Annotated in this window: 26 protein-coding genes; 11 read left to right on the top strand and 15 right to left on the bottom strand. The window is 68.9% G+C overall.

Annotation, left to right across the window (positions count from 1 at the left end; translation table 11 throughout):
* Positions 1-26: 26 nt before the first annotated feature.
* Positions 27-614, bottom strand: coding sequence for a cob(I)yrinic acid a,c-diamide adenosyltransferase (locus tag ABEA07_RS12780; RefSeq protein WP_345538261.1), 588 nt, complete (start codon positions 612-614; stop codon positions 27-29).
* Positions 615-682: 68 nt separating this feature from the next.
* Here ABEA07_RS12780 and ABEA07_RS12775 point away from each other — a divergent pair, with 68 nt between their 5' ends.
* Positions 683-2,107, top strand: a complete 1,425-nt coding sequence (locus ABEA07_RS12775; protein WP_345538259.1) for an FAD-binding oxidoreductase — start codon at positions 683-685, stop codon at positions 2,105-2,107.
* Between the two features lie 83 nt (positions 2,108-2,190).
* Here ABEA07_RS12775 and ABEA07_RS12770 read toward each other — a convergent pair whose 3' ends face one another.
* The 9 genes from ABEA07_RS12770 to ABEA07_RS12730 form a co-directional block, all read right to left on the bottom strand.
* Positions 2,191-3,081 (bottom strand): CsgG/HfaB family protein, encoded by an 891-nt coding sequence (locus ABEA07_RS12770; RefSeq protein WP_345538258.1) that lies wholly within the window; start codon positions 3,079-3,081, stop codon positions 2,191-2,193.
* A gap of 114 nt (positions 3,082-3,195) precedes the next feature.
* Complete coding sequence (locus ABEA07_RS12765; protein ID WP_345538257.1) at positions 3,196-4,134, bottom strand: ParB/RepB/Spo0J family partition protein; 939 nt, start codon at positions 4,132-4,134, stop codon at positions 3,196-3,198.
* Positions 4,135-4,139: 5 nt separating this feature from the next.
* Entirely contained in the window at positions 4,140-4,682 is a 543-nt protein-coding gene (locus tag ABEA07_RS12760) for an RBBP9/YdeN family alpha/beta hydrolase (protein ID WP_345538256.1), read from the bottom strand.
* Positions 4,683-4,717: 35 nt separating this feature from the next.
* Complete coding sequence (locus tag ABEA07_RS12755) at positions 4,718-5,566, bottom strand: ParA family protein (protein WP_345538255.1); 849 nt, start codon at positions 5,564-5,566, stop codon at positions 4,718-4,720.
* Between the two features lies 1 nt (position 5,567).
* Entirely contained in the window at positions 5,568-6,182 is a 615-nt protein-coding gene (locus ABEA07_RS12750; protein ID WP_345538254.1) for a LysE family transporter, read from the bottom strand.
* A gap of 59 nt (positions 6,183-6,241) precedes the next feature.
* Positions 6,242-6,880: a 16S rRNA (guanine(527)-N(7))-methyltransferase RsmG gene (gene rsmG, locus ABEA07_RS12745; protein ID WP_345538253.1), complete on the bottom strand. Its 639-nt coding sequence runs from the start codon at positions 6,878-6,880 to the stop codon at positions 6,242-6,244.
* A complete protein-coding gene (gene mnmG / locus ABEA07_RS12740) occupies positions 6,877-8,826 on the bottom strand; it encodes a tRNA uridine-5-carboxymethylaminomethyl(34) synthesis enzyme MnmG (protein WP_345538252.1) in 1,950 nt (649 codons plus the stop codon). Before mnmG ends, rsmG begins: the two co-directional genes overlap by 4 nt.
* Positions 8,827-8,972: 146 nt before the next feature.
* The gene (locus ABEA07_RS12735; RefSeq protein ID WP_345538251.1) at positions 8,973-9,884 is read right to left on the bottom strand and encodes a transglutaminase-like domain-containing protein; all 912 of its coding nucleotides are present in this window, start codon (positions 9,882-9,884) and stop codon (positions 8,973-8,975) included.
* A 47-nt stretch (positions 9,885-9,931) separates the two neighbouring features.
* On the bottom strand, positions 9,932-10,117 hold the full coding sequence (locus ABEA07_RS12730; RefSeq protein WP_345538249.1) for a DUF1328 family protein: 186 nt from the start codon (positions 10,115-10,117) through the stop codon (positions 9,932-9,934).
* Between the two features lie 154 nt (positions 10,118-10,271).
* Between ABEA07_RS12730 and gstA the strand changes: the two genes are divergently transcribed.
* Positions 10,272-10,880 carry a glutathione transferase GstA gene (gstA, locus tag ABEA07_RS12725; protein WP_345538247.1) on the top strand — a complete coding sequence of 203 codons (609 nt, stop codon included), beginning with the start codon at positions 10,272-10,274 and terminating at the stop codon, positions 10,878-10,880.
* A 19-nt stretch (positions 10,881-10,899) separates the two neighbouring features.
* Here gstA and ABEA07_RS12720 read toward each other — a convergent pair whose 3' ends face one another.
* Positions 10,900-12,114, bottom strand: a complete 1,215-nt coding sequence (locus tag ABEA07_RS12720; RefSeq protein WP_345538245.1) for a YbfB/YjiJ family MFS transporter — start codon at positions 12,112-12,114, stop codon at positions 10,900-10,902.
* Positions 12,115-12,248: 134 nt separating this feature from the next.
* On the opposite strand from ABEA07_RS12720, the gene ABEA07_RS12715 reads away from it, so the two are divergent.
* The gene (locus ABEA07_RS12715) at positions 12,249-13,352 is read left to right on the top strand and encodes an alkene reductase (protein ID WP_345538244.1); all 1,104 of its coding nucleotides are present in this window, start codon (positions 12,249-12,251) and stop codon (positions 13,350-13,352) included.
* Here the strand turns inward: ABEA07_RS12715 and ABEA07_RS12710 are convergent.
* Complete coding sequence (locus tag ABEA07_RS12710; protein WP_345538383.1) at positions 13,334-14,707, bottom strand: sensor histidine kinase; 1,374 nt, start codon at positions 14,705-14,707, stop codon at positions 13,334-13,336. The genes ABEA07_RS12715 and ABEA07_RS12710 overlap by 19 nt on opposite strands.
* 96 nt (positions 14,708-14,803) lie before the next feature.
* Positions 14,804-15,493, bottom strand: coding sequence for a response regulator transcription factor (locus ABEA07_RS12705; protein ID WP_345538243.1), 690 nt, complete (start codon positions 15,491-15,493; stop codon positions 14,804-14,806).
* Positions 15,494-15,671: 178 nt separating this feature from the next.
* Here ABEA07_RS12705 and ABEA07_RS12700 point away from each other — a divergent pair, with 178 nt between their 5' ends.
* The 3 genes from ABEA07_RS12700 (at position 15,672) to ABEA07_RS12690 (ending at position 17,399) form a co-directional block, all read left to right on the top strand.
* Positions 15,672-15,866, top strand: coding sequence for a heavy-metal-associated domain-containing protein (locus ABEA07_RS12700; RefSeq protein ID WP_345538241.1), 195 nt, complete (start codon positions 15,672-15,674; stop codon positions 15,864-15,866).
* A gap of 117 nt (positions 15,867-15,983) precedes the next feature.
* The gene (locus tag ABEA07_RS12695) at positions 15,984-16,751 is read left to right on the top strand and encodes a TIGR04325 family methyltransferase (protein WP_345538240.1); all 768 of its coding nucleotides are present in this window, start codon (positions 15,984-15,986) and stop codon (positions 16,749-16,751) included.
* A gap of 153 nt (positions 16,752-16,904) precedes the next feature.
* Positions 16,905-17,399: a transcriptional repressor gene (locus ABEA07_RS12690; protein ID WP_345538239.1), complete on the top strand. Its 495-nt coding sequence runs from the start codon at positions 16,905-16,907 to the stop codon at positions 17,397-17,399.
* An 83-nt stretch (positions 17,400-17,482) separates the two neighbouring features.
* Here the strand turns inward: ABEA07_RS12690 and ABEA07_RS12685 are convergent, their stop codons facing one another.
* Positions 17,483-18,421 carry a YcjF family protein gene (locus tag ABEA07_RS12685; protein WP_345538238.1) on the bottom strand — a complete coding sequence of 313 codons (939 nt, stop codon included), beginning with the start codon at positions 18,419-18,421 and terminating at the stop codon, positions 17,483-17,485.
* 79 nt (positions 18,422-18,500) lie between these two features.
* Between ABEA07_RS12685 and creB the strand changes: the two genes are divergently transcribed.
* Both creB and creC read left to right on the top strand, forming a co-directional pair.
* On the top strand, positions 18,501-19,268 hold the full coding sequence (creB, locus tag ABEA07_RS12680) for a two-component system response regulator CreB (protein ID WP_345538237.1): 768 nt from the start codon (positions 18,501-18,503) through the stop codon (positions 19,266-19,268).
* A 19-nt stretch (positions 19,269-19,287) separates the two neighbouring features.
* Positions 19,288-20,724: a two-component system sensor histidine kinase CreC gene (gene creC, locus ABEA07_RS12675; RefSeq protein ID WP_345538236.1), complete on the top strand. Its 1,437-nt coding sequence runs from the start codon at positions 19,288-19,290 to the stop codon at positions 20,722-20,724.
* Here creC and ABEA07_RS12670 read toward each other — a convergent pair.
* A complete protein-coding gene (locus ABEA07_RS12670) occupies positions 20,721-23,051 on the bottom strand; it encodes a penicillin-binding protein 1A (protein ID WP_425584127.1) in 2,331 nt (776 codons plus the stop codon). The two genes, creC and ABEA07_RS12670, sit on opposite strands and share 4 nt — an antisense overlap.
* A 271-nt stretch (positions 23,052-23,322) precedes the next feature.
* Between ABEA07_RS12670 and ABEA07_RS12665 the strand changes: the two genes are divergently transcribed.
* From ABEA07_RS12665 to ABEA07_RS12655, 3 genes are read left to right on the top strand one after another with little or no spacing between them, the layout of a single operon-like run.
* Positions 23,323-25,392 (top strand): VIT and vWA domain-containing protein, encoded by a 2,070-nt coding sequence (locus ABEA07_RS12665; RefSeq protein ID WP_345538235.1) that lies wholly within the window; start codon positions 23,323-23,325, stop codon positions 25,390-25,392.
* A 10-nt stretch (positions 25,393-25,402) separates the two neighbouring features.
* Positions 25,403-26,332, top strand: a complete 930-nt coding sequence (gene xrtQ / locus ABEA07_RS12660; protein WP_345538234.1) for an exosortase Q — start codon at positions 25,403-25,405, stop codon at positions 26,330-26,332.
* Positions 26,310-26,897, top strand: a complete 588-nt coding sequence (locus tag ABEA07_RS12655; protein ID WP_345538232.1) for a hypothetical protein — start codon at positions 26,310-26,312, stop codon at positions 26,895-26,897. The genes xrtQ and ABEA07_RS12655 overlap by 23 nt, the downstream gene beginning before the upstream one ends.
* Positions 26,898-26,902: the final 5 nt, after the last annotated feature.

Genomic DNA, 26,902 nt, shown 5'->3' with positions numbered 1-26,902 from the left:
GGTCTTCTTGCATCGATGATTCACGCTCACTCGTCGCCGCCTGCGGCGGCAGCGGCAGCAGCGCGTGCCAGGCGCTCGCTCTTCCAGTAGATGTCGTCGCCGCCGTCCACGCGATTGAGCACGCGTGCCAGGACGAAGAGCAGATCGCTCAGGCGGTTGAGGTACTGGCGCGGCGCATCGTTCAACTCGGCCTGCGCGCCCAGGGCGACGACTGAACGCTCGGCGCGTCGCGCGATGGTGCGGCACACGTGGGCCTGCGCGGCGGCCCGCGTCCCGGCGGGCAGGATGAATTCGGCCAGCCGCGGCAAGGCGGCGTTGTGCTCGGCCAGGGCGCTGTCGAGCTGCAGCAGCGCATCGGCCTTCAGCAGCGTGAAGCCGGGCATGGACAGTTCGCCACCCAGGTTGAACAACTGGTGCTGCACGTCGACCAGCAGCTCGCGCACGCCGTCCGGCACCGGCTCGCACAGCAACAGGCCGATGTGCGAATTGAGTTCGTCCACGTCGCCCATGGCATGCACGCGCAAGTGGTCCTTGGGAACGCGCGTGTTGTCGCCGAGGCCGGTGGTGCCGTCGTCGCCGGTTCGCGTGGCGATCTGCGTGAGTCGGTTGCCCATGTCGATGTGTCGAGGTCGTTCGGAAGGTGCGGTTCGTAGAATGGTAGCCCCCTGACGGAGACCCGCCGATGAACGCGCCCACCGCCCTCTCCCACCTCACGCCCTCGATCGCGCTGCGCGATGTGCCACAGGCCCTGCTCGACGCATTGAAGACGCGCTTCGGCGAGCAGTGTTCCACGGCGCTGGCCGTGCGCACGCAGCACGGGCGCGACGAGTCCTCCTTCGACGCGCCCCCGCCCGCGGCCGTGGTCTTCGCGGAGTGCACGCAGGACGTGGCCGACGCGGTGAAGCTCGCCGGCGAGCACAGCGTGCCGGTGATTCCCTTCGGTGTCGGCTCGTCGCTCGAAGGCCATCTGCTGGCGGTGCAGGGCGGCATCAGCATCGACGTGAGCCGCATGAACCGCGTGCTCTCGGTCCATGCCGAGGACCTCACGGTCACGGTGCAGCCCGGCGTCACGCGCAAGCAACTGAACGATGAGATCAAGAGCACCGGGCTGTTCTTTCCGATCGACCCCGGCGCCGATGCCTCGATCGGCGGCATGACGGCCACGCGCGCGAGTGGAACGAATGCGGTCCGCTATGGGACCATGCGCGAGAACGTGCTGGCGCTCGAAGTGGTGACCGCCAGTGGCGAGGTGATTCGCACCGGCACGCGGGCGAAGAAATCCTCCGCGGGCTACGACCTCACGCGCCTCTTGGTCGGCAGCGAAGGCACGCTGGGCGTGGTGACCGAGATCACGCTGCGCCTCTACCCCCTGCCCGAGGCGGTGTCGGCCGCGATCTGCTCCTTCCCGAGCATCGAGGCGGCGGTGCGCACCGTGATCGAGATCATCCAGCTCGGCGTGCCAATCGCACGCGTGGAACTGATCGACGTCAACACGGTGCGTATGGTGAATGCCTATTCGAAGCTGAGCCTGCGCGAGGAACCGATGCTGCTGATGGAGTTCCACGGCTCGCCGGCCGGCGTGAAGGAGCAGGCCGAGACGGTGCAGGAGCTGGCCAGCGACCATGGCGGAAAAGCCTTCGAGTGGGCCAGCACGCCGGAGGAACGGACGCGCCTGTGGACCGCGCGGCACAACAGCTACTTCGCGGCCGTGCAGTCACGCCCGGGCTGCCGCGCGATCAGCACCGACACCTGCGTGCCGATCTCGCGGCTGGCCGACTGCCTGCTCGAATCGGTCGCGGAGGCCGATGCCAGCGGCATCCCCTACTTCCTGGTGGGACACGTAGGGGACGGCAACTTCCACTTCGGCTACCTGCTCGATCCCGACGTGCCCGAGGAGCGGGTCACGGCCGAGAAGCTCAACCATGCGCTGGTGGCGCGCGCGCTGGCGCTCGGGGGCACCTGCACCGGCGAGCACGGCGTGGGGCTGCACAAGATGGGCTTTCTGGTGGACGAAACGGGCGCCGGTGCGATCGACATGATGCGCACCATCAAGCGCGCGCTCGACCCGAAGAACATCATGAACCCGGGCAAGATCTTCAGTCTCTGAGGCTCGCCCCAAAAAAGAGCCCGGCGCTCCCGAAGAGGCCGGGCTTTCTCGTGCGCCGGACCGATGGCCCGGCGCTTCCTCGTTCAGCGGCGGCGCGCTGGCGCACGCTCGGCCGGGGCCGAGGTCTGGGACGGCGCCACGCCGCCATCGACGCCCAGCCGGCCGCCGCCGCCCAGGCCCTGGCCCTGCACCGTCTGCGCCTTGTAATTGCGCAGCGAGACGACCATCTGATTGAAGGCGTCCATGAAGGCCGCGCTGATCACCTTGCCCTGGGCCGTGTTGGTGTAGCCACCGAGGCCGCCGCCGCCATAGGCGCCGAAGACGGAGCCAAAAGCGCCGAAATCCGTCTTTGACGCACTGCCTTCGGAGGCCGCGACCTGCACGCCGGAGCGGTTGTCGATCAAGGTCAGCAAGGCGCTGGCTTCCTTGGTCTGGAGATTGCCGCCAACTGCGGCCAGTACACCGCTGTAGCGTCCGCCGACCAGGCCACCGAGCCCGCCGCCGATGCCGCCGGCGTTGTTGTTGCTGAACACGATCTCGGGCGACAGGCCGTAGTCGGAGGCCACCATCTGGCCGCGGCCGAAGTTGCTGCCCTGGCGCATCTCGCCCGATGCCATCAGTTCGCGCTCGCGCGACATCGCGTTCATGCCGGCCGCGCCGCGCTCCACGACCACGAAGCAATTGGATTGCTGCACCAGAAGGCGCAGCAGGTTCGCGGTCGGCGGCAGCTTGTATTCGTTGCGCAGAATGGTGTACCAGCCGGCCGACTGGTTCTCGATCAGCGAGACGGTGCCCAGCGGCGAGGCGCAGCGCTCGAGCGAGCTGCTGGTGTTGGCGGAAGCAGAGCCGGCCGCGCTGCCGGTGGCCACCGTTTTGGCGCTCTGGCTGCCCATCTGCATATCCGTGGTCTGGCAACCTGTCAGAAGAAGCGCGCCCAGGGCGACGGCGGCGAGCGGGAAACGGGAGAGGGTCATGGTCAGGCTCCTCCGAGTACTTTCGGACTATAGTTAATAAACGTAACGGGCAAGCATATGCGCAAAGAGGCCTCCGGACAATCGCCCGGAAGCTGGAGTTCCGGAGGTCGCGAATTAGGCCGTTTGGCGGATGCGGTCGATCAAGCCGTTGAGGGCTTCGAGCGAACCGAAGTGGATGGCGAGCTCGCCGCTCTGCTCCACCTTGCCGCCGCGCTTGCTGCGTTTCTTGATCCGCACCTCGACCTCTGCGGCCAGCAGGTCGGCCAGTTCTTCCTCGACGCGCTGCAGGTCGCGCGATTTCTCGCCGCCGCGGTGAACCGGCGGCCGCAGGCTGAACTCGGCACTGAGCTTCTTGACCAGCGCCTCGGCCTCCCGCACCGACAGCTTGCGGGCCGCGATCTGGTTGGCGGCGGTGATCTGGGTGGCCTTGTCCAGGGCGAGCAGTGCGCGCGCATGGCCCATGTCGATGTCGCCGGCCATGAGCATGGCCTGGGCCGGCTCGGCGAGGTTGAGCAGCCGCAGCAGGTTGCTGGCGGCGCTGCGCGAGCGGCCCACCGCCTGGGCAGCCGACTCGTGGGTCAGCCCGAATTCGGACACCAGGCGCTGCAGGCCCTGCGCCTCCTCCAGCGGGTTGAGATCCTCGCGCTGGATGTTTTCGATCAGCGACATGGCGGCGGCGGCCTCGTTCGGCACGTCGCGCACCAGCACCGGCACGCTGTCCAGCCCGGCCAGCCTGGCGGCACGGAAGCGGCGCTCGCCGGCGATGATCTCGTATTCCGCGTTCTTGGCGCGCGCCGCCTCGCCGTCGAGCCGGCGCACCAGGATGGGCTGCATGATGCCCTGCGCCTTGATGCTCTCGGCCAGCTCGTAGAGCGCACCCTCATCCATGCGGGTCCGCGGCTGGTAGACGCCGGGCACCATTTGGTCGAGGCTCAAGGTCGTCGGGCTGAGCGGCGCGGCTTCGTCATTGGCAGGCGTCTCCGGGCCGTTGAAGGCGGGGCCCAGCAGTGCTTCCAGTCCGCGGCCGAGGCCCTTGGGTTTCTTGGTGGCCATCGAGGTCATTCTTCTTTCAGCAGGTCGTTCAGGAGTTGCCGCCCTTGGAGCCAGTCCCCCAGGCCGGATTCGCCATTGAGGTGACCGCCGCGGCCGGCGTCGAAGTAGCGCGCGCCCCAGTCGCGCGCCATGCCGCGGGAGCGTTCGGCGCTGCAATAGGGGTCGTCGTTCGCCGCGATCATCAGCGCGCGGAATGGCAAGGGCTGACGCACGATCGGTGCCCAGCCGGGAATCAGCTCGCGCAGGTCCTCGCGCTCCAGGTCGCCCGGCGCCACCAGGAAGGCAGCGCGCACCTTGTCAGTGTGGCGGGAATGCGCGGTCCAGGCGGCCACCAGGATGCAACCCAGGCTGTGGGCCACCAGCACCACCGGTTCGGTGGCGGACAGCACTTCTTCCTCGAGCCGGGCCGACCAGTCGCCGCGCAGCGGCCGCATCCAGTCATGCTGTTCGACCCGCCTATCGCCATGCACCGCTTCCCAGCGGCTCTGCCAATGCGAGGGGTCGCTGTTCTGCCAGCCGGGCAACAGGAGGATGGTGGGTGTTGTCATGCGCTCCGAAATTGATAGCAGACCGATCGGAAGCCTCAAAGGGCGGACGGATCCTGGACGGCGACGGGAGGCGGCTGCATCGGGACCGGCGCGGGCGCGGCGCCGGCCAAGGCGCTGGCCGGCGGCATCTTCCTGACCAGTTCTTCCGCAAAGGCGATGAACGCCTGGCTGCCGCGGGCGCTCGGATCGAAGATCACGCCCGGAAGCCCGTAGCTCGGGGCCTCGGCAAGGCGCACATTGCGCGGGATCACGGTATCGAAGACCTTGTCGCCGAAGTGCGCCTTGAGTTGCTCGCTCACCTGCTGCTGCAAGGTGATGCGCGGGTCGAACATGATGCGCAGCAGGCCGATGATCTGCAGGTTCTTGTTGAGATTGGCGTGCACCTGCTTGATGGTATTGACGAGGTCGGTCAGGCCTTCGAGAGCGAAGTACTCGCACTGCATCGGCACGATCACGCCGTGGGCCGAGCACAGGCCGTTCAGCGTCAGGAGGCTGAGGCTGGGCGGGCAATCGATCAGGATGAAGTCGTACTCGGCGCCGACCGTGGCCAGCGCGGTGCGCAGCCGCTTCTCCCGGCGGTCCAGCGTCACCATCTCGACCTCGGCGCCCGCCAGTTCGCGGTTGGCGCCCAGGACGTCGTAGCCGCACTTGTCCGCCCTCACGCGGGCTTCGGCCACCGAGGCCGATTCCAGCAGAACGTCATAGACCGTGGTTTCCAATTGCCGCTTGTCGATGCCCGATCCCATGGTCGCGTTGCCCTGCGGGTCCAGGTCGATCATCAGGACACGCTGGCCCACTTTGGCCAATCCGGCTGCGAGGTTGACGGTGGTCGTGGTCTTGCCCACGCCCCCCTTTTGATTTGCAATGCAGAAGATCTTGGCCATGCTACTGATTGGCCGCCAGCTTGATGCCGAAGCCGATCAGGAAGACGCCCGCCAGCTTTTCCAGAACGGACGAGATGCGCGGACTGGCGCGCAGGCGCTCGGCGAAGAAGTGCGTCAGCAGTATCGCGGTCAGGCAGTAAAGGAAGGTCAGGACGGCGATGGTCAAGGCCATGACGCCGAAAGTCACAACCCCCTGGTGGCGTGCCGGATCGACGAAGAGGGGGAAGAAGGCCATGTAGAAGACGATCGCCTTGGGGTTCAGCAGAGTGATGGTCAGCGCCTGGCGGAAGTACTGGCGCGGTCGGATGTTGAGGACCGGAGCAGCGCCCGGCTTGGCGGCCAGCATGCGGAAGCCCATCCAGGCCAGATAGACGGCGCCCAACCATTGGACAGCTTTGAACGCCACCGGGAAGGCGCTCAACAGCGCGGCGACGCCGGCCACCGCCGCCCACATCAGGATCTGGTCTCCTGCGATCACACCGAAGGTAGCCCCCAGGCCCGCCCGAATACCTCCTTTGCCGGTGGAAGTAATCAGAGCGAGATTCCCAGGCCCGGGAATCGCGAGAAAGAGGATGATGGCGGCGACAAAAGCGCCGTAGTCAGCGATGCCGAACATGGAAAATGACTTGGATGGAGAGTGGTCGAGTCTACGCGAGGTCGACTCTGACACGGCGCTCAGCCGGCAGCTTTTCGGGCCCAAACCACGCAACGTTCGGCGTCCAAGCCGGGCACGTGCAGCTGTTCCACGTGAAACACCTCGATCTCTGCGGGCAGCTGGGCGATTTCCTCGGTGGGTCGCTTCCCTTTCATGGCCATCCAGATGCCTCCGGGTGCGAGGAGGTGCCTGGAGCCCAAAAAGAAGTCGGAGAGGGAAGCAAAGGCTCGGGAGCTGATCAACTCATAGCTACCAGCGAGCGACTCGACCCGAGCATGCACGCCCTTCAAGTTTGGCAGCGCTAGCTCGCCGGCCACCTGCTGGACGAAGGCAGCCTTCTTTGCCACTGCGTCCAGACAACTCACCCTGATGTTGTCGCGCATGATCGCGATCACCACGCCCGGGAGACCCGCGCCGGCGCCAACATCCAGAAGGGCCGCCCTCCCCGGCTGCCGACGTGCCAGCGGCCCGATGACAGAAAGACTGTCGAGCAGATGATGGGACAGTACGCTGGCAGGGTCCCGCAATGCCGTAAGGTTGTAGACCTTGCTCCATTTAAGGAGAAGCGCGGCGTAGGTCAGGAGCCGCTCGCCTTGCTCATCGCTCAACGGCAACCCGAGAGCGGCAGCGCCGTCGTGCAGGGCCCGCTTGGAGATCATTCAGTCGCCGCCGGCGTCTCCGCCGCTGTAGCGCGCGGAAGAGCCCGGTGCCCGCGCTTTCGCAAATGGATCAGCAGCAGCGAAATCGCGGCCGGCGTCACGCCAGAGATCCGCGATGCCTGACCCAAAGTCTCCGGACGATGCATGGCGAGCTTCTGGCGCACTTCGATACTCAAGGCGCTGACTTGGCTGTAATCCAGGTCCGCCGGCAGTCGGAGCGTCTCGAAGTGCGTGGTGCGCTCCACCTCGTCTTGCTGCCGATCGATGTAGCCGGCGTACTTGGCCGCGATCTCAATCTGCTCGATCTCCGATTCACCCAGCAACTGGGGTGATGCATACTTGCCGCCGTCCAGAGACATCAGCGACGCGTAGTCCACGCCGGGCCGGCGCAGCAGGTCTCCCAGGTTGTATTCGCGCTCGATCGCCTTACCGAGCACACGTTCCGCCTCGCTGGCGGGCAGGGTGCGAGGGTTCACCCAGATCGAGCGGAGGCGTTCTGTTTCACGTGAAACAAGATCGCGCTTGCGAGAAAAAGCATCCCACCGCGCATCGTCCACCAGACCCAAGCGCCGTCCGACCTCCGTGAGCCGCATGTCGGCGTTATCCTCTCGCAGCTGCAGCCGGAACTCGGCGCGGCTGGTGAACATGCGATAGGGCTCGGTGACGCCCTTGGTGATCAGGTCGTCGACAAGGACACCCAGATACGCTTCATCGCGGCGCGGCAACCAGGCCTCTTCTCCCCGGCACAGCAACGCTGCATTGATGCCGGCGAAGAGGCCCTGCGCCGCGGCCTCTTCGTAACCCGTCGTACCGTTGATCTGGCCCGCAAAGAACAGCCCCTGGATAGCCCGCGTCTCGAAACTGCTCTTGAGCGCGCGCGGATCGAAGTAGTCGTATTCGATCGCATACCCCGGCCGCAGAATGTGGGCACTTTCCAGTCCAGGCATCGAGCGCACCAGTTGGTACTGGATATCGAAAGGCAGGCTGGTGGAAATGCCGTTGGGGTAGTACTCGTTGGTGGTCAGCCCCTCCGGCTCGAGGAAGATCTGGTGGCTCTCCTTGCCGGCGAAGCGGTTGATCTTGTCCTCCACGCTCGGGCAGTAGCGCGGCCCCACCCCGTCGATCTTGCCGGTGAACATCGGGCTGCGGTCGAAGCCGGAGCGGATGATCTCGTGCGTACGGGCATTGGTGTGGGTGATCCAGCAGGGCATCTGCCGCGGATGCATGTCGGTGCGGCCAATGAAACTGAACACTGGCATCGGCCCGGGCCCACCAGGCATCCCGTCGCCCGGCTGCTCGGTGCACTTCGAAAAATCGATGGTTCGACCATCCAACCGCGGCGGTGTGCCCGTTTTCAGACGGCCCTGCGGCAGCTTGAGTTCTTTCAAGCGCGCCGAGAGACTCACCGCCGGCGGATCTCCAGCCCGGCCGGCCTGATAGTTGTCCAGGCCGACGTGGATGCGGCCGTCGAGGAAGGTGCCGGCGGTCAGCACGACCGCCCGTGCGCGGAAGGCGATGCCAACCTGCGTCACCGCGCCCACCACGCGGTCGCCTTCGATCATCAGGTCATCGACTGCCTGCTGGAACAGCGACAGATTGGGCTGATTCTCCAGGCGCCGGCGGATGGCTGCCTTGTAGAGCACCCGGTCGGCCTGCGCACGCGTCGCCCGCACCGCAGGGCCCTTGCTCGAATTGAGAATGCGGAACTGAATGCCTGCCTCGTCCGTCGCGATCGCCATCGCGCCGCCGAGTGCATCCACTTCCTTGACCAGGTGCCCCTTGCCGATGCCCCCAATCGACGGGTTGCAGCTCATCTGCCCCAGGGTTTCGATATTGTGGGTGAGCAGCAGCGTGCGGGCGCCCATCCGCGCGGAGGCCAAGGCGGCTTCGGTGCCGGCATGGCCGCCACCGACGACGATGACATCGAATTCTTCGGGGTACAGCATGGAGGGGGCGCCCAGGCGCGGGCGCGGCGGAAAGGGGCATCGATTTTAATCGCGCAGGCTGCATCGAGAGGGCCGGAGGGACATGGCGAAGGGCGCCAGTCGCCCGCCGGCAAGCCTTCTGACAACCCGGCGCACCGCTATCTTTTTTATAGCGCGCGAGCTTCGACCGCCGTCTGCAGCAACGACAATGCCGCCGCCACCGGCACAGGCTTCTCGATACCCACCAGCTGCCCGCTTGGCGTCGGCCCGCTCGACACGAGCAGGCGCTCGTCCTGTACCTCGTGCACCGTCAGCATCTTGCCGGTCATCCGCACCGGCCCGAAGAAGGTGCAGAAGGCCACGTCCTTTGCATCGCGGCCAGTGCCCACGCGCACCAGCCGGTCCACCGGCGCCATGCGCGTGGCATCGAACAGGACCCACTGCCCGCCCAGCCAGGCTTCGAACACCGCGTGAAAGTCCTGTGGTGGTTCCTCGAACGAGACATAGCCGACCACCAATCGCGCCGGGATGTTGAGGGCGCGGCAAAAGGTAATGCCCAGGTGTGCGAAGTCGCGGCAGACGCCCGCCCGCTCGACGAAAACCTCGCGCGCGGTGGTGGTCGAGTCGCTGCTGCCGGGCTCGTAGGTGATGCTGTCGTAGATCCAGTCCGCGATCGCCTGCACGCGCCCGATGCCGGGTGGCAAGTCGCCGAAGAGCTGCTGCGCGCAGCGCGACATCAGGTCCGACTCGCAATAGCGGCTGGACATCAGAAAGGGAATGATGTCGTTGGGCACCTGGTTCACCGGCCGCTCCTCCAGATTGGACGGCACCACCACGTGCGTGCGCTGAACCTGCGCCCGGTAGCGGATCTTCAGCGGCCCCTTTGGCGCATCGAAGCGGATAAAGCGGTTGCCGCTGCTTTCATCGCAAAAGGCCTGCCGCTGCACCGCCGGCTCGATCACCAGTTCCTCGCTGGCCACGGCTTGCGCGCCACCGCGCGTCGCCTCGATATTGAACACCAGGTGCGAAGGCGCCTCGACCTCATAGTCGAGCGCCGCGTCCACGTGCGACACGTGCATGTCTTCCTCCTCCAAGCGATGACGCCAGCGCAGCGCGCCGGGTCAGGTCAGTCCAATGCTTTTTTAGCCGCCCCGATGCCCAGTGCGGCAAGCACCAGGAAAACCACGGCAACGATGAGGAACAGGCCGAACAGCAGCTTGGCGATGCCGGCGGCGCCCGCGGCCACGCCGCCGAAACCGAGCGCGCCGGCAATCAGCGCGATGATCGCGAAAATGATGGCGTACTTCAACATGGAGGGCTCCTTCGATGCGGACCTCACCGCAGCGTCGTCGAGCTTACGAAGCCCCGTGCCCACGACCGATAGTCGCCGCGCCCAACGCACCGTAGGACAAGCCCGCGCGCCAAAACCGCTAGCATCGCCATCTCACTTTTATTGGAGTTTTCGCATGAAGCTGTACTACTCGCCGGGCGCTTGCTCCCTGTCTCCGCACATTGCGTTGCGCGAAGCGGGCATCGCCTTCGAGCCCGTGCTGGCCTCCACCAAGAGCCACAAGCTGCAGGACGGCACCGACTACTACGGCATCAATCCGCTCGGCTACGTGCCGATGCTGGAACTCGATGACGGTACGCGCCTTCGCGAAGGCCCGGCGATCGTTCAGTACGTCGCCGATCTCGCGCCCACCAAGAACCTCGCCCCTGCCGCCGGCACCCTGTCGCGTTACCGACTGCAGGAGTGGCTCACCTTCATCGGCACCGAGATCCACAAGACCTACTCGCCCTTCTTCGGCCCCGGCATGCCGGACGAGGCCAAGGCCATCTTCAAGAGCAAGCTGGAGTCGCGCTACAAGTGGCTCGATCGCGAGCTGGAGGGCAAGCAGTATCTGATGGGCGAGCACTTCACCGTCGCCGACGGCTACCTGTTCACCGTCACCAACTGGGCCAAGCCCGTCGGTCTCGACCTTTCGCCCTACCCGAACGTGCAAGCCTGGCATGCGCGCGTCGGTGCCCGCCCGGCCGTGCAGGAGGCGCTCAAGGCCGAAGGCCTCCTCAAGTAGGAAAGGACGAGGCGGGTCCTCAGCCGGGCAGCGGCCGCTGCCGCCACGCCAGCAGCGCCCCCGCCCACAACGTCACGGCCGACACCACCAGGCCGCGAGCCAGCCCGCCCGGCCCGTCCGAGATCCAGCCGGTCACGGTCGGGCCCACGATCTGCCCCAGGGCGAAGACGATGGTGAAGGCACTGATGCCCGCGGCCCACCGCCCTGGCGGCAGGTTGTGGCGCACCAGCGCAGTGGTCGAGGCCACCACCGACAGGAAAACCCCGCCGAACAGCAGGCCCGACAGCAGCGTCACCGGCCAGGCGGCGCTGAGCACCGGCAACAGCGTCGCGCCACCCAGCAGCATGTTGAGGACGGCCTGGGGCTCGCCGCCCCGGTAGCGATCCAACAGTCCGGCCCACAGCCGCGCCGAGGCCACGCAGGCCACCCCCAGCAGCGCATAGAAGGCCGCGACGCCACCGGCGCTGGCGCCCTGCTCGCGCAGCAGCGCGATCACGAAGGTCATGTAGCCGATGTAGCCCATGCCGAAGCAGCCATAGCCGGCCAGCGCCCAGCCGAAGCGCAGCACGCCGGCCTGCGCACGCGCGCCCTCCGACGTTGCGGCCGCCGCGCCCGGCTGCCCCGCCGGCATCGCGCGCATCGCGACGGCCAGCAGCACCGTCGCCGCGATGCTCGCCAGCGCCAGCGCCCACCAGGCCCAGGACCAGGCGTGGGCCCGGCCGGCAGCCGCCAGGAGCGCCGGCGGCACCAGCAGGGCCGACAGGATGATGCCGAAGCCCGTGCCGCCGTAGTACAGCCCCAGGAGCAGGCCCATGCGCGCAGGCTGCAGCGCGCCCAGCCGCGCCGCCAGCACCCCGCCGGCCACGAACACCCAGGCGCTGGCCAATCCAGCCAGCAGCCGCTGCGCGAGCAGCGCCGGTGCCGAGGTGAAGAAGCCGCTGGCCGCCATGAACACACTCGCCAGCACGCAGCCCCCGACCAGCAGGCGCCCGTGGTCGATTCGCCGCATCAGGGCCGGCATCATCAATGCGCCCACCAGATAGCCGGCCGCATTGGCCGTGTTCATGGCGCCGGCCAATGCATAGCTCCAGTCCAGGTCGGCGCGCATGGGCGGCAGCAACAGGCCATAGGAAAAGCGCGTGATGCCCAGCGACACCGCGGCCCCCATCGACAATGCCAAGGCCAGGCGCAGGGCCCGGGCGGGGGTGATGGCGGCGGCATCGTGGCGGGGCATGGACTGCGCCGATTCTGCGGCATGCCCGGGTGGCCCGGCACTAGCACCTAAACGACAACCCCATGCGAGCAGGCCCGATGGCGGCGCCTTACCCTTGCCGGCGCGACCCTTCCGCAACAACCAGGTAGCAACCGATGCCTTCCCTCTTCGATCCTATCCAGGCCGGCCAGCTCCGACTCGCCAACCGCGTCGTCATGGCTCCGCTCACGCGCAACCGTTCGCCCGACGCGGTCCCGCCGCCCATTGCCGTCACCTACTACGCACAACGCGCCGCCGCGGGCCTGCTGATCACCGAAGCCACCGCCATCAGCCACCAGGGCCAGGGCTACGCCGACGTGCCCGGCCTTTACAGCGAAGAGCAGCTCGCCGCGTGGAAGCATGTGACTGATGCGGTGCATGCCAAGGGTGGCAAGATCGTGGTCCAGCTCTGGCACGTGGGCCGGGTGTCGCACACCGAACTCCAGCCGGGCGGCGGCAAGCCCGTCGCGCCCTCGGCAATCGCTGCGAAGACCAAGACGGTGCTCATCAAGAACGGCGTGCCCACCTTCGTCGAAACCTCGGAGCCGCGCGCCCTTGAAGCGAGCGAACTTCCCGGCATCGTCCAGGCCTATGCCGCGGCCGCGCGCAACGCGGTGCGGGCGGCCGGCTTCGACGGTGTCGAGATCCACGCCGCCAACGGCTACCTGCTCGACCAGTTCCTCAAGACCGGCAGCAACCGGCGTGAGGACGACTACGGCGGCAGCATCGAAAACCGCGCCCGCCTGCTGCTCGAGGTGACGCGCGCCGTCGTCGATGCGGTCGGCGGCGGCGTCACCGGTATCCGCCTGTCGCCCGTCACGCCTGCCAACGATGTGCACGATGACGATCCGCAACCGCTCTTCGAGCACGTCGTGAAGCAGCTCGCGCCGCTGGGCCTGGCCTACATCCACGTGATCGAGGGGGCCACCGGTGGGCCGCGCGAGATCGCGGACCGCCCCTTCGACTACGAGGCCCTCAAGGCCGCCTACCGTCAGGCCGGCGGCCAAGGCGCCTGGATGGTGAACAACGGCTACGACAAGCCGCTCGCCGAGGCCGCCCTGAAGGAAGGCGACGACCTCGTCGCCTTCGGCAAGCCATTCATCTCCAACCCCGACCTGGTGCGCCGCCTGCGCGAAGGCGCGCCGCTCAACCCCTGGGACAAGAGCACCTTCTACGGCGGCGGCGAGAAGGGCTACATCGACTACCCCGCGCTGGCCTGAGAAGCTGTGAGCGAACCCGCCCCGACGGGCGGTGCGGCGCCGAAGGCGACGCTGACACGCAGCCCGCCCGCCTCGCCCGCCTTCTCGAAGCGCAGCGCGGCACCGAGCAACGCCGCGTAGCGCGCCACGATCGCCAGCCCCAGCCCCGCGCCCTGCCCCAGCTTCTGGCCCGCCGGCCCCTGCGACCAGCGCGCCATCAGCGCACGCTGCACCTCGGGGGGGATGCCCGGCCCGTCATCGATCACCGACAGCGTGCGCCCGGCCAGCTCGATGGTGATCGTGCGCCCACCGTAGCGCAGCGCGTTGTCGATGAGGTTGTCGAGAATGCCCTCGACCAGCGCCGCGCTGGCCTCCACCGTCACGGCCGCATCCAGACCCAGGGCACCCAGGTCCACGCCCTGCGCGTCCGCGCGCGCGAGGTGCCGCAGCACAGCCTGCTCGATCAGCAGGTCCAGGCGCACCGGCTCCCGCTGCAGCGCCGTGTGCGCCTCGTCGGCCAGCGCCAGGCCCAGCAACTGGTCGACCAGGTGGCTGGCGCGCGCCTGGCTGGCGGCGATCTGCTGCAGTTGCTCGCGCCAAACCGCCGGCGCCTGCTGCGCCAGGCCGTACTCGGCCAGCGCGCGGATGCCCGCCAGCGGCGTGCGCAGCTCGTGCGCCACATTGCCGGCGAACTCGCGCTGCGCCCGCACGCTGTGGCCGAGCCGCGCGAACAGCGCATTGAGCGTGTCGCCCAGCCGCTCCAGCTCGCGCGAGCTGCGCGCCACCGGCACCGGCGCGAGGTCGTGCGCGGCGCGCCGGTCCAGCGTCTGCCGCAATTCGCCCAGCGGCCGCAGTTCACCCTCGATGCGCCGCCACAGCCACAGGGCGAGCAGCACCAGCAGCACGAGTTGCGGCGCCAGCGAGTAGACCAGCAGCCGCTCGATCAGCGCCGTGCGCGCCCGCGTCGTCTGCGCGATCACCACGTGGAAGGCGCCCGCGCCCTGCGTCTCGTGATGCAAGACCACCGCGCGCAGCGCGCGCCCCAGGTACCGGATGTCGGAAAAGCGGTAGCGCGCGCCCGCCTCGGGCTGCGGCGCCTGCAGGCCGGCGTGGCCCGCGAGCAGCGAACCGTCCCGCCGCAGCACGGCGAAGAACATGGTCTCGGACTGGTCGAAGAGCACGCTCGTGACCTCGCGCGGCGTGAGCCGCAGCTGGATGTCGCGCTCGCCCGCCTCCACGTGGGCGGACACCGCATAGGCGTCGTCGAGCAGCGAACGGTCGAAGGCCTGCTCCGTGAAGTGGCTCGCCACCGCCACCGCCACGGCCGTGCCCGCCAGCCAGGTCAACGCGAGCGGCAGCAGCACCCGCCGCAGCATCCGCCCCGTCAGCGAGGGCGTCTTCGGCCTGGACGGCGGAACGCTCAGGCCGACGCCAGGCCTGTCACTTCCCGTGGATGGCCTGTCGGCTCTCACTCACTCCGCCGGTTCCAGCAGATAACCGATGCCGCGCAGCGTGCGGATCGCGGCGCCGCTGCCCACGAGCTTCTTGCGCAGCCGCGAGATGAAGGCTTCCAGCGCGTTGTCGCCCAGCGCTTCGTCGAAGGTGGAGAGCTTGTCGGACATCGCGCGCTTGCTGACCGTGCGGCCTGGCGGGCTCATCAGCTCCCACAGCACCTCGAACTCGCGCGCCGGCAGGTCGAGGGGCGCGCTGCGGACCGAGAAGCGGCGGGCCCTGCGGTCGAGTTTCAGATGGCCCAGCGTCGCGACGTCCTCGGTGCCCTGCGCGCGCCGCACCAGCGCGCGCAGCCGTGCCTCCACCTCGGCGAGTTCGAAGGGCTTGCCGAGGTAGTCGTCGGCGCCGGCGTCCAGCCCGGCGATGCGCTCCTCGGTACGGCCGCGCGCGGTCAGCACCAGCACCGGCGTCCGGTCGCCGCGCGCCCGCGCATGGCGCAGCACGTTCAGCCCGCTCGCCCAGCCGCTGGTGGGGCTGGCGGTCGCCGGCAGGCTCAGGTCGAGCAGCACCGCATCGAACAACTGCACGCGCCAGAGATGGTCCGCGTCTTCCGCGTTCGCCGCCACGTCGACGCGGTGGCCCGCATCGGCAAGACTGCGCAGCACCACGCCGCGCAGCACGGCATCGTCTTCGACCAGGAGGATTCGCATGGGGGAGCAGCGCGCAGGGAGATACGCGTTTTTACCGCATGCCGGGCGCCGCACGACGGCGACCTCGGGGACCGGCACGAAACCCCGACGACCGGCAGGTCAAGCCCGAATCCGCTTTACCTTGACACCGTGAGAAGGTTCAAACTGAGGCTCCTTCCTTTTCGATGGAGCCTCAACGATGAGCCAGAAATTCCAGGTATCCGGCATGAGCTGCAATCACTGCGTCAGCGCCGTGCAGAACGCGGTGCAAGCGGTCGATCCCAAGGCGCAGGTCACGGTCGATCTCGAAACCGGCCACGTCGACGTGCTCAGCACGCAGCCCCGCCAGGACATCCAGCTGGCGATCGAAAACGCCGGCTACCGCGTCGAATAGCGCGCACGTCGGGCACAGGCGCGGTGAATTCCGCGCACGACATCGGAAGATGTTGAATACCTTTGTTTCAAAGTGCAAAATGCGCGCTGCGTTTGCGTCGAACCACAAAGGGTCCTCATGATTTCGAGTCTTCTGCCCTCGTCCGTCCGCGAAGCGGCGTACAGGCGCAAGTTCCTGGAAAACCGCGACGAGAACCTGTTCATGGGTTCCTTCGAGAGCTTCGCCGCCGCCGAGGCCGGTGCGCCGCCGAGCAAGGCCGTCGGCTACGACAACGCGCCGGCGGACGCCTTTTACAGCCACCAGGTCGCCTTCTATGACTATCCGGGCCTCTTCTGGCTCGGGAAATCGCTGGATGAAGGCATGCGCAGCATCGTCGACCTGGGCGGCCACGTGGGCATCAAGTACTACGCCTTCCGCCGCATGCTGAGCTACCCGCAGGATCTGCGCTGGACCGTCTGCGACGTGCCTGCCGTGGTCAAGAGCGGCCGCGAACTCGCGGTGCAGCGCGAGGTCACGGCCCAGCTCGCCTTCACCACCGAGATCGCAGATGCGAGCGGCTGCGACGTGCTCTACGCCTCGGGGAGCCTGCAGTACCTGCCGACCCGCATGTCGGAGATCCTCGCGTCGCTGCCGGTCAAGCCGCGGCGCATCATCCTCAACACGACCGCGGTGCATGCCGAGCGCACGCTCTACACGCTCAACAGCATTGGCTTCGCTGTCTGTCCCTACCGCATCCAGCACCACGACCAGCTGCTGGCCGAACTCGCCGAGGCCGGCTACAAGCGCCGCGATGCCTGGCGCAACGAGGGCAAGCCGATCGAGGTGCCCTTCGTGGAAGGCGGCGAGAAGGCCTATTACGCCGGCTGCTGCTTCGACCGGCACTAGCCGGCGAGCCAGCCAGCCGCTCACCGTCCCCCATTTCACGCGGAAGGCCCAGCTTTCCTGGGCCGATCTTGGCGCGCGGCGGCTCGCACGAGTAGTACGCTACGGTCCTACTCGACAGCAACACCGAGGCCCGCCGGCATCGGACCCGAAGCCATGACGCCCTCCACCGGCAAGCCTTCCACCCGCCACACCGGTGCGCGGCCACGCACGGCCAACGCCACTGCCCGGGCGCCGCGCTCGCGGGTGCTGCTGACGCCGGTGCCGGATGCGGGCAAGGCCCTGGCCGGCGCGGCGGCCAGGTCGAAGCCGCACCCGAAGCCGAAGGCGCCCATGCCGCCGCTGCCGCCCCTGGACCGCATCGCGACCGAGATCGAACTCGTGGAGCTGATCAACGCACGGCTGCGGCCCGCCAGCTCCCGCCGCGTCGGCCTTCCCCATGCGGCCCTGCTGCGCACCCTGGACCGGATGGAGGACGGGGCGGGCGATGTCCCGTCGATCTACAAGGCATTGATGGACGGCGGCGAGCCCATGGCCATGTCCAAGGTCTACCGCGTCCTCAAGGTACTGGAAGAAGCCGGGGTGGTGGAGCGCCGGTGGATGCTCTACGACGGGCGGCCGCGCAGCCAATACCGCATCCTCCGCGCCTGAGGCTGGTCCACTGAAACACTGAAATCGGCTGACACTGTCCACCCCATACGGGCGGCCCTGACCCATTTCGATGTTTCGCTGAACTAGGCGCCCCGCACCATCGACAGCACCTTCCCAGCATCCAGACTGCGTGCCTTCTCCTGCATCGCCGGGAGGTAGCGCGCCTGCAGCCCCTGTGCCTCCTGCGTCAGGCCGGCGAAGGTGTCCTTCAGCATCTGCGTCGACAGGGTGCGGCCGCCCGCGTAGTAGCGCTTGGCGACGTGGCCCAGGGCATAGGTGGTGGCGAAGCTCATGCCCGAGCTCACCGCCTGCTTGCCCAGGCCGCCCAGCAGCCCGCCCCCCACCTTGCCCAACAGCCCGCCCAACAGCTTGCGGCCGGCCTGCTCCAGGTACTGCGAGGTCAGGCCCACGCCGACGGTGGCAAGGAAGTCCCGCACGTGGCCGCCGTCGAGTTCGTAGCCATGCGCCTTTCCGATGCGGTACACCAGCTTCATCTGCAGCGGAATGATGGCCATGGTGGAGAGCGTTTCGGGCAGAAGCTCCAGCGCCCCGTTGACGATGGCAGCGTTGAGGATGGCCTGGTCCAGTGCCGCACCATCGACGGCCGGGCCCGTGGCCGCGGCCGCGTCTGCGGCAGGAGCCAGCGGAACGGCCGCGATCGCCTCGGCCTGCTCGTTGAAGCGCGCGGCCATCGGCGCATCCAGCCCGAGCGCGGTGCGGGCATCGATGAGAAAGGCGCGCTCGGCTTCCGATTGCATGCCGTCGGCGTCGCACACGCACACCGCCATCTCGTAGGCCAGCTGCCGCGCCTCCGGGCTCTTGAGCTCCCCCGCCACCGAGGCGAGCGACAGGCGCTTCATCAGCACGTCCTGGTAGAGCATCGGCAGCTGGACGCCGTCGGCCTGCGACAGGCCCTCGGCGATGCGTTTGATCTCGGCGCGTTCGCGCTCATGCTTCTCGCCGTCGGCAAAGGCCGCCAGCAGGCTCAGGCTCACGATGGCACGGGTTTCGGATGGGGTCACGGTGCGTATCTCCGTCAGAGGCAGGACCCGGTTCGTTGCCCGGACCGGCCCGAAGTTCCGGCCCGCTACCATCCGCCCCATGTTCTCTCCACCGCGGATCCTGATCGCCGAGGACGAATCCGGCATCGCCGACACCCTGCAGTACGTGCTCAAGACCGACGGCTTCCTGCCGGTCTGGTGCCCGACCGCCGAGGAGGCGATCGCGCGCTTCGCCGCCGAGCCGCCGGCGCTGGCCATCCTCGATGTCGGCCTGCCCGACATGAACGGCTTCGAGCTCTTCAAGCGCCTGCAGGCCCTCAACCGTGAGCAGGGCGGCCCCGAAGTCCCCATGCTCTTCCTCACCGCCCGCAGCGACGAGATCGACCGCGTGGTGGGCCTGGAGCTCGGCGCCGACGACTACGTGGCCAAGCCCTTCTCCCCGCGCGAACTGGTGGCGCGCGTGCGCAGCATCCTGCGCCGCAGCGGCCGCGGCCAGGGCAACGGCCACGTGGCACCTGTGCCGGCGCCGGGCAGGGCCGCCGCGCCGCCTGTCGAGGACGCGTCCCCCTTCGCCCTCGATGCCGAACGCATGCAGATCCGCTACTACGGCCGCCTGCTCGAGCTCTCGCGTTACGAGTACGGCCTGCTGAAGCTGCTGGTTCAGCGCCCGGGCCGCGTCTTCACGCGCGACGAGCTGCTGGAGCGGGTCTGGGACGACGCCAGCGACAGCTTCGACCGCACCGTCGATGCGCACGTGAAGACCCTGCGCGCCAAGCTGCGCGCCATCGCGCCGGACGTGGAGCCCATCCGCACCTTGCGCGGCACCGGCTACGCGCTGCACGAAGACCTGCCACCGCAGCCCCGGTGATGACTGCGACCCACGCGCCGTGAGCCGACGCACCCGCATCTTCATCGGCATCCTGCTGATCTACGCGGCGGGCATCGCCTCCCTGCTGTACCGCGTGGTGGCCGACATCGACCCGCGCTACCGCGAGTCGGCCGAGGAGTCGCTGGTCGAGACCTCGCAGCTCATGGCCAGCCTGATCGAGCAGGACGTGATCGCCGGCGCCATCAACACCGCCCGGCTCGAGCCCCTGTTCCGCAGCGTCTACGCGCGCCAGTTCTCGGCCCAGATCTACAACCTGCACAAACGCCGCGTGGAGCTGCGCGTCTACGTCACCGACCGCAGCGGCCGCGTACTCTTCGACTCGCTGGGCCGCAGCACCGGCGCCGACTTCTCCCAGTGGGGCGACGTCAGCCGCACCCTGGCCGGCATGTACGGCGCGCGCACCTCGCGCGACATCGAGAAGGACCCGCTCACCTCCGTCATGTACGTCGCCGCGCCGGTGCGCTGGGGCAACGAGATCGTCGGCGTGGTCAGTGTCGGCAAGCCGGTCCAGGCCTTCGGCCAGTTTGTCGAGGATGCACGCGCCCGCACGCTGTGGGTGGGCGTGGGCTCGGCCTTCGCGCTGCTGGTGGGCGCGCTGATCATCTCCATCTGGCTGGTGCGGCCCTTCGGCCTCATCTCCGACTACTGGCGCTGGCTGCGCGCCCAGCGCAGCATCAGCCCCGCCCGAATGCTGCGGCGCGCGGTCGACACCCTGCGCAGCGGCGTCGGCGAGATCCGCGACGCCCTCACCGGCCGCAGCTACGTGTCCGACTACGTGCAGACCTTCACCCACGAGATCAAAAGCCCGCTGTCGGCCATCCGGGGGGCCGCCGAACTGGTGCAGGAGCCCTCGATGCCGCAGGCCGAGCGCGCGCGCTTCCTGGCCAACATCACGCACGAGGCGCAGCGCATCCAGGAGATCGTCGATCGCATGATGGAGCTGACCGCGCTGGAGACCCAGCGCGCCCTGGACCGCAGCGAAACCGTCGCACTCGCGCCCCTGCTGCAGGAGGTCGCCGCCAGCGCGCAAGGTGCCGCGGCGTCGCGAGACATCCGCCTGCACCTGGCGATCGACAGCGACGCGCGCGTCGAAGGCGACCCCTTCCTGCTGCGCCGCGCCGTCAGCAACCTGCTGGACAACGCGATCGACTTTTCGCCCGAAGGCGCCGAGGTCGCGCTGGCCCTGCACGCCGGCGCGCGCGAAGCCCGCATCACCGTGCGCGACCACGGCCGCGGCATCCCCGACTACGCCAAGGACAAGATCTTCGAGAAGTTCTATTCGCTGGCGCGCCCGCACAGCCACAAGAAGAGCACCGGCCTGGGCCTGGCCTTCGTCAAGGAGATCGCCGGCCTGCACCGCGGACGCATCGAGCTGGCGAACGCGCCGCGCGGCGGGGCGATTGCCACGCTCACCTTGCCCTTGGCGAGCGCCTAACGGAACAGTTCGAGAATCCGCGACCGCTCCTGCTCCGTCGGCACCGCACCCACCGTCGCACCGGCCAGCGCCTCGGCCGGCGCGGCGGGTGCCGCGTCCAGGCCCAGGCTCGCGATGCCGCGCCCCGGCGCGTAGCCGTCGTAATACCACTCGCCGTCGACCTGCACCACGCCGTCCGGCACCGTCGCGGGCGCCACCGGCACGCCTCGCAGCGCGGCCTGCATGTAGCCGGTCCACACCGGCAGGCTCAGGCTGCCGCCGGTCTCGCCGCGCACGCCCAGCTGGCGCGGCGTGTCGTAGCCGATCCAGGCGATGCCCACCTGCGTGGGCTGGAAGCCGGCGAACCAGGTGTCGACCGAGTCGTTGGTGGTGCCGGTCTTGCCGTGCAGGTCCTCCCGCCGCAGCGCCTGCCAGGCCTTGAAGCCGCTGCCGTGGCGCACCACGCCCTGCAGCAGCGAACGCATCACGAAAGCATTGCGCGCCGGGATGGCGCGAGCCGACTCGTCCAACGCCACCGGCGGCGCTTCCACCAGCACCTCGCCGCGCGCATCGGTGATCCGGGTCACCAGCCGCGGGCTGACGCGGAAGCCGCCGTTGGCGAACACCGCATAGGCGCTCGCCATCTGCATCGGCGTGACCGCGCCCGCGCCCAGCGCCATCGGCAGGTAGGCCGGGTGCCGCTCGCGCTCGAAGCCGAAGCGCGTGATCCAGTCCTGCGCATCCCGCGGGCCGATGGACTCCAGCACGCGGATCGTCACCATGTTCTTCGAGCGCTCCAGCGCGCGCCGCAGCGTCATCGGACCGTCGAAGCCGCCATCGAAGTTCTTCGGCGCCCAGGGCCGGCTGCCGGTGGCGGCGCTGTCGTAGTAGAGGGGCGCATCGTCGACCAGCGTGGCCGGCGTGAAGCCTTTCTCCAGCGCGGCCGAGTAGATGAAGGGCTTGAAGCTCGAGCCCGGCTGGCGCCAGGCCTGCGTCACGTGGTTGAACTGGTTGCGGCCGAAGTCGAAGCCGCCGACGAGGGCCTTGACCGCACCGTCGCGCGGGTCCAGCGCCACGAAAGCGCCCTCGGCCTGCGGCATCTGCAGGATCTCCCACGCACCCTGCGGCGTCTTCGCGATGCGGATGACCGCGCCGCGCCGCACGCGCAGGTTCGGCGGCGCTGCCTTCGCGAGCCCTGGCTGCGCCAGGTGCAGGCCCGCACCCGTGATGCGCAGCAACTCGCCGTCGGCACGCACGGCCGTGACGGTCTTCGCGTCGGCCTCCAGCACCACCGCGGCCAGCAGTTCTTCGCTGTCGGGATGCCGGGCCAACACCTGGTCCACCGCATCGTCGAGCGCGGGCGCCTCGAAGGGCAACTCGACGAAGCGTTCCGGCCCGCGCCAGGGCTGCCGCCGTTCGTAGTCCAGCAGGCCCTTGCGCAGCGACTGGTAAGCGGCGCCTTGATCCGCGGCGACCAGCGAAGTCCGCACCTGGAAGCCGCGCGTGTACGCCTCCTTGCCGTATTGCGCCACCATCATCTGCCGGACCGTCTCGGCCACGTACTCCGCATGCAGGCGCGGCGGGTCCGAGGGCGTGCGCAGCTGCAGCGGCGCCTTCTTCGCGGCCGACGCCTGGCCGGCGTCGATCATCCCGGCCTCCTGCATGCGGTCGAGCACGTAGAGCTGGCGCGCCCGCGCGCGCCGCGGATTGACCACCGGGTTGTTGGCATGCGGCGCCTTCGGCAGGCCCGCCAGCATCGCAGCCTCGGCCAGCGTGATCTGCTGCAGCGGCTTGCCGAAATAGGTCTCGGAGGCTGCAGCGAAGCCGAAGGCTCGCCGACCCAGGTAGATCTGGTTCAGGTAGATCTCCAGGATGCGGTCCTTGCCCAAACGCCGCTCCAGCTCGAAAGCCAGCATCGCCTCCGAGAGCTTGCGCGTCAGCGTGCGCTCCTGGCTCAGATAGATCTCGCGCGCCACCTGCATCGTGATCGTGGAGGCACCCTGGTGCAGCCCGTGCCGCAGGTTCGCCACCACCGCGCGCAGCAGGCCGATGGGGTCGACGCCCGGGTGCTCGTAGAAGCGCGCATCCTCCACCGCGATCACCGCGTTCTTCATCACGGGCGGGATCTGGTCCAGCGGTGTGTAGGTGCGGCGCTCCTCGCCGAATTCGCCGATCAGCACATCGTCGGCGGTGTAGATGCGCAGCGGCTGCCGGGGCTGGTAGTCGTCGAGCGAGGAGACATCCGGCAGCCGCGGATGGAGCACGGCGACGGCGATGCCGACGGCGCAGAGCGAGGCCAGCGCGCCCCCCGCGGCGAGCCCGAGGGTCCAGCGGAGCATTCGTTTCATGCCCCTCCCTCCACGGCCGCGCACGCGATGCGGGCGACGGGGATCGGCAGAGGGTTGCAAAGCACTTGAAGCACGGTGATTCCTCGATGGAAGCGATGAAGCGATGCTGGCCGCACCGTCCGAAGCGCATGTGAAGTGCCGCCGCCGGCGGACTTCACACGGACTTCACACAGCGCCCCGCGCTTCAAGAAGGCTTCCCATTCCATTCGTCCTCGCCCTCGACAGTGAGCGCCGTGCACCGTTGCACGACATCCATCGAGGGACAAGGACCATGGAAGCCACCACCACCCGCCCCGGCCGCTGGCTCTGGCTCACGACCGTCGCGCTCGCCGGCGCCGGCTTCGCGCTGCTCGTCGCCAAGCCGCTGCATGCGCAGCAGACGGCGCCGCGCCAGAAGACCGAGAGCCCCTATTTCTTCGTCAAGAGCGACGAACCCGCCGTCGACCAGCTGCCGCTCAAGCGCACCGAGGTGGACGTGAAGGTCTCGGGCGTGATCGCCGACGTGACCGTCACACAGACCTACCGCAACGAAGGCACCCGACCCCTCGAGGCGCGCTACGTCTTCCCCGGCTCCACCCGCGCCGCCGTCAGCGGACTGAACGTGCGCCTGGCCGACCGCCTGATCACCGCGCAGATCCGCGAGAAGCAGCAGGCTCGCATCGACTACGAAGTGGCGAAGAAAGAGGGCAAGACCGCCGCCCTGCTGGAGCAGCACCTGCCCAACGTGTTCCAGATGAACGTCGCCAACATCCTGCCGGGCGACGACGTCCGGGTGGAGCTGCGCTACACCGAGCTGCTGGTACCGCAGGCGGGCAGCTACCAGTTCGTCTTCCCCACGGTGGTGGGCCCGCGCTACAACAGCCCGCGCTCGGAGCAAAGGGCTGCGGCCTGGGTCGCGCAGCCCACCCTGCGCGCCGGCGTCGCGCCGAACACGGCGTTCGCGATGAGGGTGTCGCTCGACGTGCCGCTGGGCATCAAGGACATCCGCTGCGCCACGCATGCGATCGACGTGCGCAAGAGCAGCGAGGACCGGCATGCCGAGGTCGCCCTCGCCTCTGGCGCCGGCCCGGCCAACGACCGCGACTTCGTGCTCGACTGGCGCCTGGCCGGCGAGAAGGTCGAGTCCGGCCTCATGCTCTACAAGGGGCAGGGCGACAACGCCGAGAACTTCTTCCTCGCCATGGTCGAGCCGCCGAGGTCGGTCGCGGCCAGCACGATCTCGCCACGCGACTACATCTTCGTGGTCGACATCTCCGGCTCGATGCACGGCTTTCCGCTGGACACGGCCAAGGTACTGCTCGAGCGACTCATCGGCGGCCTGCGCCCCAGCGACACCTTCAACGTGCTCCTGTTCTCGGGCAGCAGCAAGATGCTGGCGCCGCAGTCGGTGCCGGCCAGCCGCGCCAACATCGAGCAGGCCCTGGCCACCATCACGAACTACCGCGGCGGCGGCAACACCGAGCTGATCCCGGCCCTCAAGCGCGTCTATGCCGAGCCCAAGGCCGAGAACGTCTCGCGCACCGTCGTGGTCGTGACCGACGGCTACGTCACCGTGGAGCGCGAGGCCTTCGAGCTGGTACGCCGCAACCTGTCGAAGGCCAATGTCTTCGCCTTCGGCATCGGCATCTCGGTCAACCGGCACTTGATGGAAGGCCTGGCGCGCGCCGGCATGGGCGAGCCCTTCATCGTCACCGACCCTCTCCAGGCGCCCGCGGAGGCCGCGCGCTTCCGCCGCATGGTCGAGTCGCCGGTGCTCACGAACGTGAAAGCCGCCTTCGGCGGCCTCGAGGTCTACGACGTCGAGCCGCAGGCCCTGCCCGACGTGCTGGGCGAGCGCCCGGTGATCGTGTTCGGCAAATGGCGCGGCGAGGCCCGCGGCCGCGTCGTCATCGAAGGCCAGGGCGCCGGCGGCCCCTTCCGGCAGGAACTGGCCATCGACGGCCGGATGCGCCAGGACGCCGCCGCGCTGCGCAGCCTGTGGGCGCGCCACCGCATCGCGCGCCTCGGCGACCAGGAAGCGCTGGAAGGCGGCGATGCCCTCAAGCAGCGCATCACCGAGCTCGGCCTGCGCTACGGCCTGCTGACGCAGTACACCAGCTTCATCGCGGTGGACGAGGTGGTACGCAACCCCACCCCGCAGGCCGGTACCACGGTGGACCAGCCCCAGCCCCTGCCCAAGGGCGTGAGCGAACAGGCGCTCGGCCAGGGCCATGCCCTGGGCGCCGAGGTACCGAGCACGCCGGAGCCCGAGACGCTGGGCGCGATCGCGGTGGCACTCTCCATGCTGGCCATGCTGCGCCGGCGTGCGCGCCGCCGCGACGAACGCCGCTACACCGCGTGAGGACCGGCCCGTGACGCTCGATCAATGGGCACGCCGGCATCCCCGGCTCTTCGAAGGCGGCATCCGCCTCGACCGCGCGCCCGCAGGCGCCTGGCTGGCCCTCCAGGCTGCGGCCCTGGCGCCGACCTGGGCCTGGATGGTCCGCCGGCTCGGCGACGGGGCGGACGATCCGCTCGGCCTGCTGGCCCTGGCCGCGCTCGCGGTGCTGGCCTGGCACCAGCGCGGGGCCCTGCGTGCCGCGCCGCGACTCGGCTGGCTCGCGCTGGCCGGTGCCGGCACCGTCGCCGCCACCCTGCTGCGCACCGGCGTGGGCGCCCTGCCCGCGCTGCCGCCGCTGGCCGCGGCCCTGATCGCCGTACTGGCCCTGGCCGCCGGCCTGCTGGCCTTCCTGCCGCGGCAGCTCGCCAGGCTGCCGGTGATCGGGCTGGCAGTGCTTGCGCTGCCGCTGCTGTCATCGCTGCAGTTCTATGCCGGCTACCCGCTGCGCCTCGTCACCGCCGAGGCCAGCCGCTGGCTGCTGGCGCCGTTTTTCACGGTGCTGCGCGAGGGCAGCAGCCTGCTGGTGGACGGGCGCCTGGTGATCGTCGATGCACCCTGCTCGGGCGTGCAGATGGCCTGGTTCGGCTACTTCTGCGCCTGCGTGGTGGCCTTGTGGGCCCGGCACGGCGACCAGCGCTTCCTGGGGCGCCTGCCCGCCGTCGGGCTGCTGGTGCTGGCCGGCAACGTGCTGCGCAACAGCGTGCTGGTGGGCTTCGAAGGCGCCGGCCGGGCGCTCGCGCCCTGGCTGCACCAGGCCCTGGGCCTGGCCGTGCTGGCCGGGGTGTGCGGCGCCGTCGCGTGTCTGATGGCGCCCGCTCGGCGGCGTCCCGCACCCTCCCCGGGCGTTGCCGACCTGATCACCGCACCCGGAGCCCGCCATGTGGATACCGCTCTTTCTTGAACGCTGCTTCGGCAACCGCTTCCTCAACCGCATCGCGCACAAGGCGGTCTTCGCGCTCGTCATGGCGCTGTGCCTGCTGTGGTCGGCCGCCGTCGCGCTGCGGCCGGCGCCGGCTCCCGCGCCGGTCGCGGCCTTCCAGGAATGGCCCAGCCACTGGGACGGCGTGCCCGTGCGCCCGATGGCGCTGGGCGCGGTCGAACAGCGCTTCGCCGAGCGCTTTCCCGGCACCATCGCCCGCCTGACCGACGGCCGCCGGACCCTGGTGCTGCGTCGAGTCGACGTGCCCACCCGCATGCTGCACCCGGCCAGCGACTGCTACCGCGCCCTCGGCTTTCGCATCGGAGACGCCCGCCTGGAACGCGATGGCCAGGGCCGACTGTGGCGTTGTTTCGTCACCGAAGGCCACAATGGTCAAAAGTTGAGGGTCTGCGAGCGCATCGTGGACGCCCGGGGCACTGCTTTCACCGACACTTCGGCTTGGTATTGGGCAGCGGCCACGGGCCGGTCCAAGGGGCCCTGGCAGGCGGTCACCCAGGCCAGGCCGATTGCCTTCGCGAGCGAGTGAAAAGA

Source organism: Variovorax defluvii, assembly GCF_039541515.1.
GTDB lineage: Bacteria > Pseudomonadota > Gammaproteobacteria > Burkholderiales > Burkholderiaceae_C > Variovorax > Variovorax defluvii.
The sequence above is the reverse complement of the archived record's forward strand: the minus strand, read 5'-3'. Positions and strand labels throughout refer to the sequence as shown.

Bases quoted from the DNA above. Each gene is read 5' to 3' on its own strand.
- ABEA07_RS12780 (WP_345538261.1), bottom strand. From the start codon at position 614: ATGGGCAACCGACTCACGCAGATCGCCACGCGAACCGGCGACGACGGC.
- ABEA07_RS12775 (WP_345538259.1), top strand. From the start codon at position 683: ATGAACGCGCCCACCGCCCTCTCCCACCTCACGCCCTCGATCGCGCTG.
- ABEA07_RS12770 (WP_345538258.1), bottom strand. From the start codon at position 3,081: ATGACCCTCTCCCGTTTCCCGCTCGCCGCCGTCGCCCTGGGCGCGCTT.
- ABEA07_RS12765 (WP_345538257.1), bottom strand. From the start codon at position 4,134: ATGGCCACCAAGAAACCCAAGGGCCTCGGCCGCGGACTGGAAGCACTG.
- ABEA07_RS12760 (WP_345538256.1), bottom strand. From the start codon at position 4,682: ATGACAACACCCACCATCCTCCTGTTGCCCGGCTGGCAGAACAGCGAC.
- ABEA07_RS12755 (WP_345538255.1), bottom strand. From the start codon at position 5,566: ATGGCCAAGATCTTCTGCATTGCAAATCAAAAGGGGGGCGTGGGCAAG.
- ABEA07_RS12750 (WP_345538254.1), bottom strand. From the start codon at position 6,182: ATGTTCGGCATCGCTGACTACGGCGCTTTTGTCGCCGCCATCATCCTC.
- rsmG (WP_345538253.1), bottom strand. From the start codon at position 6,880: ATGATCTCCAAGCGGGCCCTGCACGACGGCGCTGCCGCTCTCGGGTTG.
- mnmG (WP_345538252.1), bottom strand. From the start codon at position 8,826: ATGCTGTACCCCGAAGAATTCGATGTCATCGTCGTCGGTGGCGGCCAT.
- ABEA07_RS12735 (WP_345538251.1), bottom strand. From the start codon at position 9,884: ATGCACGTGTCGCACGTGGACGCGGCGCTCGACTATGAGGTCGAGGCG.
- ABEA07_RS12730 (WP_345538249.1), bottom strand. From the start codon at position 10,117: ATGTTGAAGTACGCCATCATTTTCGCGATCATCGCGCTGATTGCCGGC.
- gstA (WP_345538247.1), top strand. From the start codon at position 10,272: ATGAAGCTGTACTACTCGCCGGGCGCTTGCTCCCTGTCTCCGCACATT.
- ABEA07_RS12720 (WP_345538245.1), bottom strand. From the start codon at position 12,114: ATGCCCCGCCACGATGCCGCCGCCATCACCCCCGCCCGGGCCCTGCGC.
- ABEA07_RS12715 (WP_345538244.1), top strand. From the start codon at position 12,249: ATGCCTTCCCTCTTCGATCCTATCCAGGCCGGCCAGCTCCGACTCGCC.
- ABEA07_RS12710 (WP_345538383.1), bottom strand. From the start codon at position 14,707: ATGCTGCGGCGGGTGCTGCTGCCGCTCGCGTTGACCTGGCTGGCGGGC.
- ABEA07_RS12705 (WP_345538243.1), bottom strand. From the start codon at position 15,493: ATGCGAATCCTCCTGGTCGAAGACGATGCCGTGCTGCGCGGCGTGGTG.
- ABEA07_RS12700 (WP_345538241.1), top strand. From the start codon at position 15,672: ATGAGCCAGAAATTCCAGGTATCCGGCATGAGCTGCAATCACTGCGTC.
- ABEA07_RS12695 (WP_345538240.1), top strand. From the start codon at position 15,984: ATGATTTCGAGTCTTCTGCCCTCGTCCGTCCGCGAAGCGGCGTACAGG.
- ABEA07_RS12690 (WP_345538239.1), top strand. From the start codon at position 16,905: ATGACGCCCTCCACCGGCAAGCCTTCCACCCGCCACACCGGTGCGCGG.
- creB (WP_345538237.1), top strand. From the start codon at position 18,501: ATGTTCTCTCCACCGCGGATCCTGATCGCCGAGGACGAATCCGGCATC.
- ABEA07_RS12670 (WP_425584127.1), bottom strand. From the start codon at position 23,051: ATGAAACGAATGCTCCGCTGGACCCTCGGGCTCGCCGCGGGGGGCGCG.
- ABEA07_RS12665 (WP_345538235.1), top strand. From the start codon at position 23,323: ATGGAAGCCACCACCACCCGCCCCGGCCGCTGGCTCTGGCTCACGACC.
- ABEA07_RS12655 (WP_345538232.1), top strand. From the start codon at position 26,310: ATGTGGATACCGCTCTTTCTTGAACGCTGCTTCGGCAACCGCTTCCTC.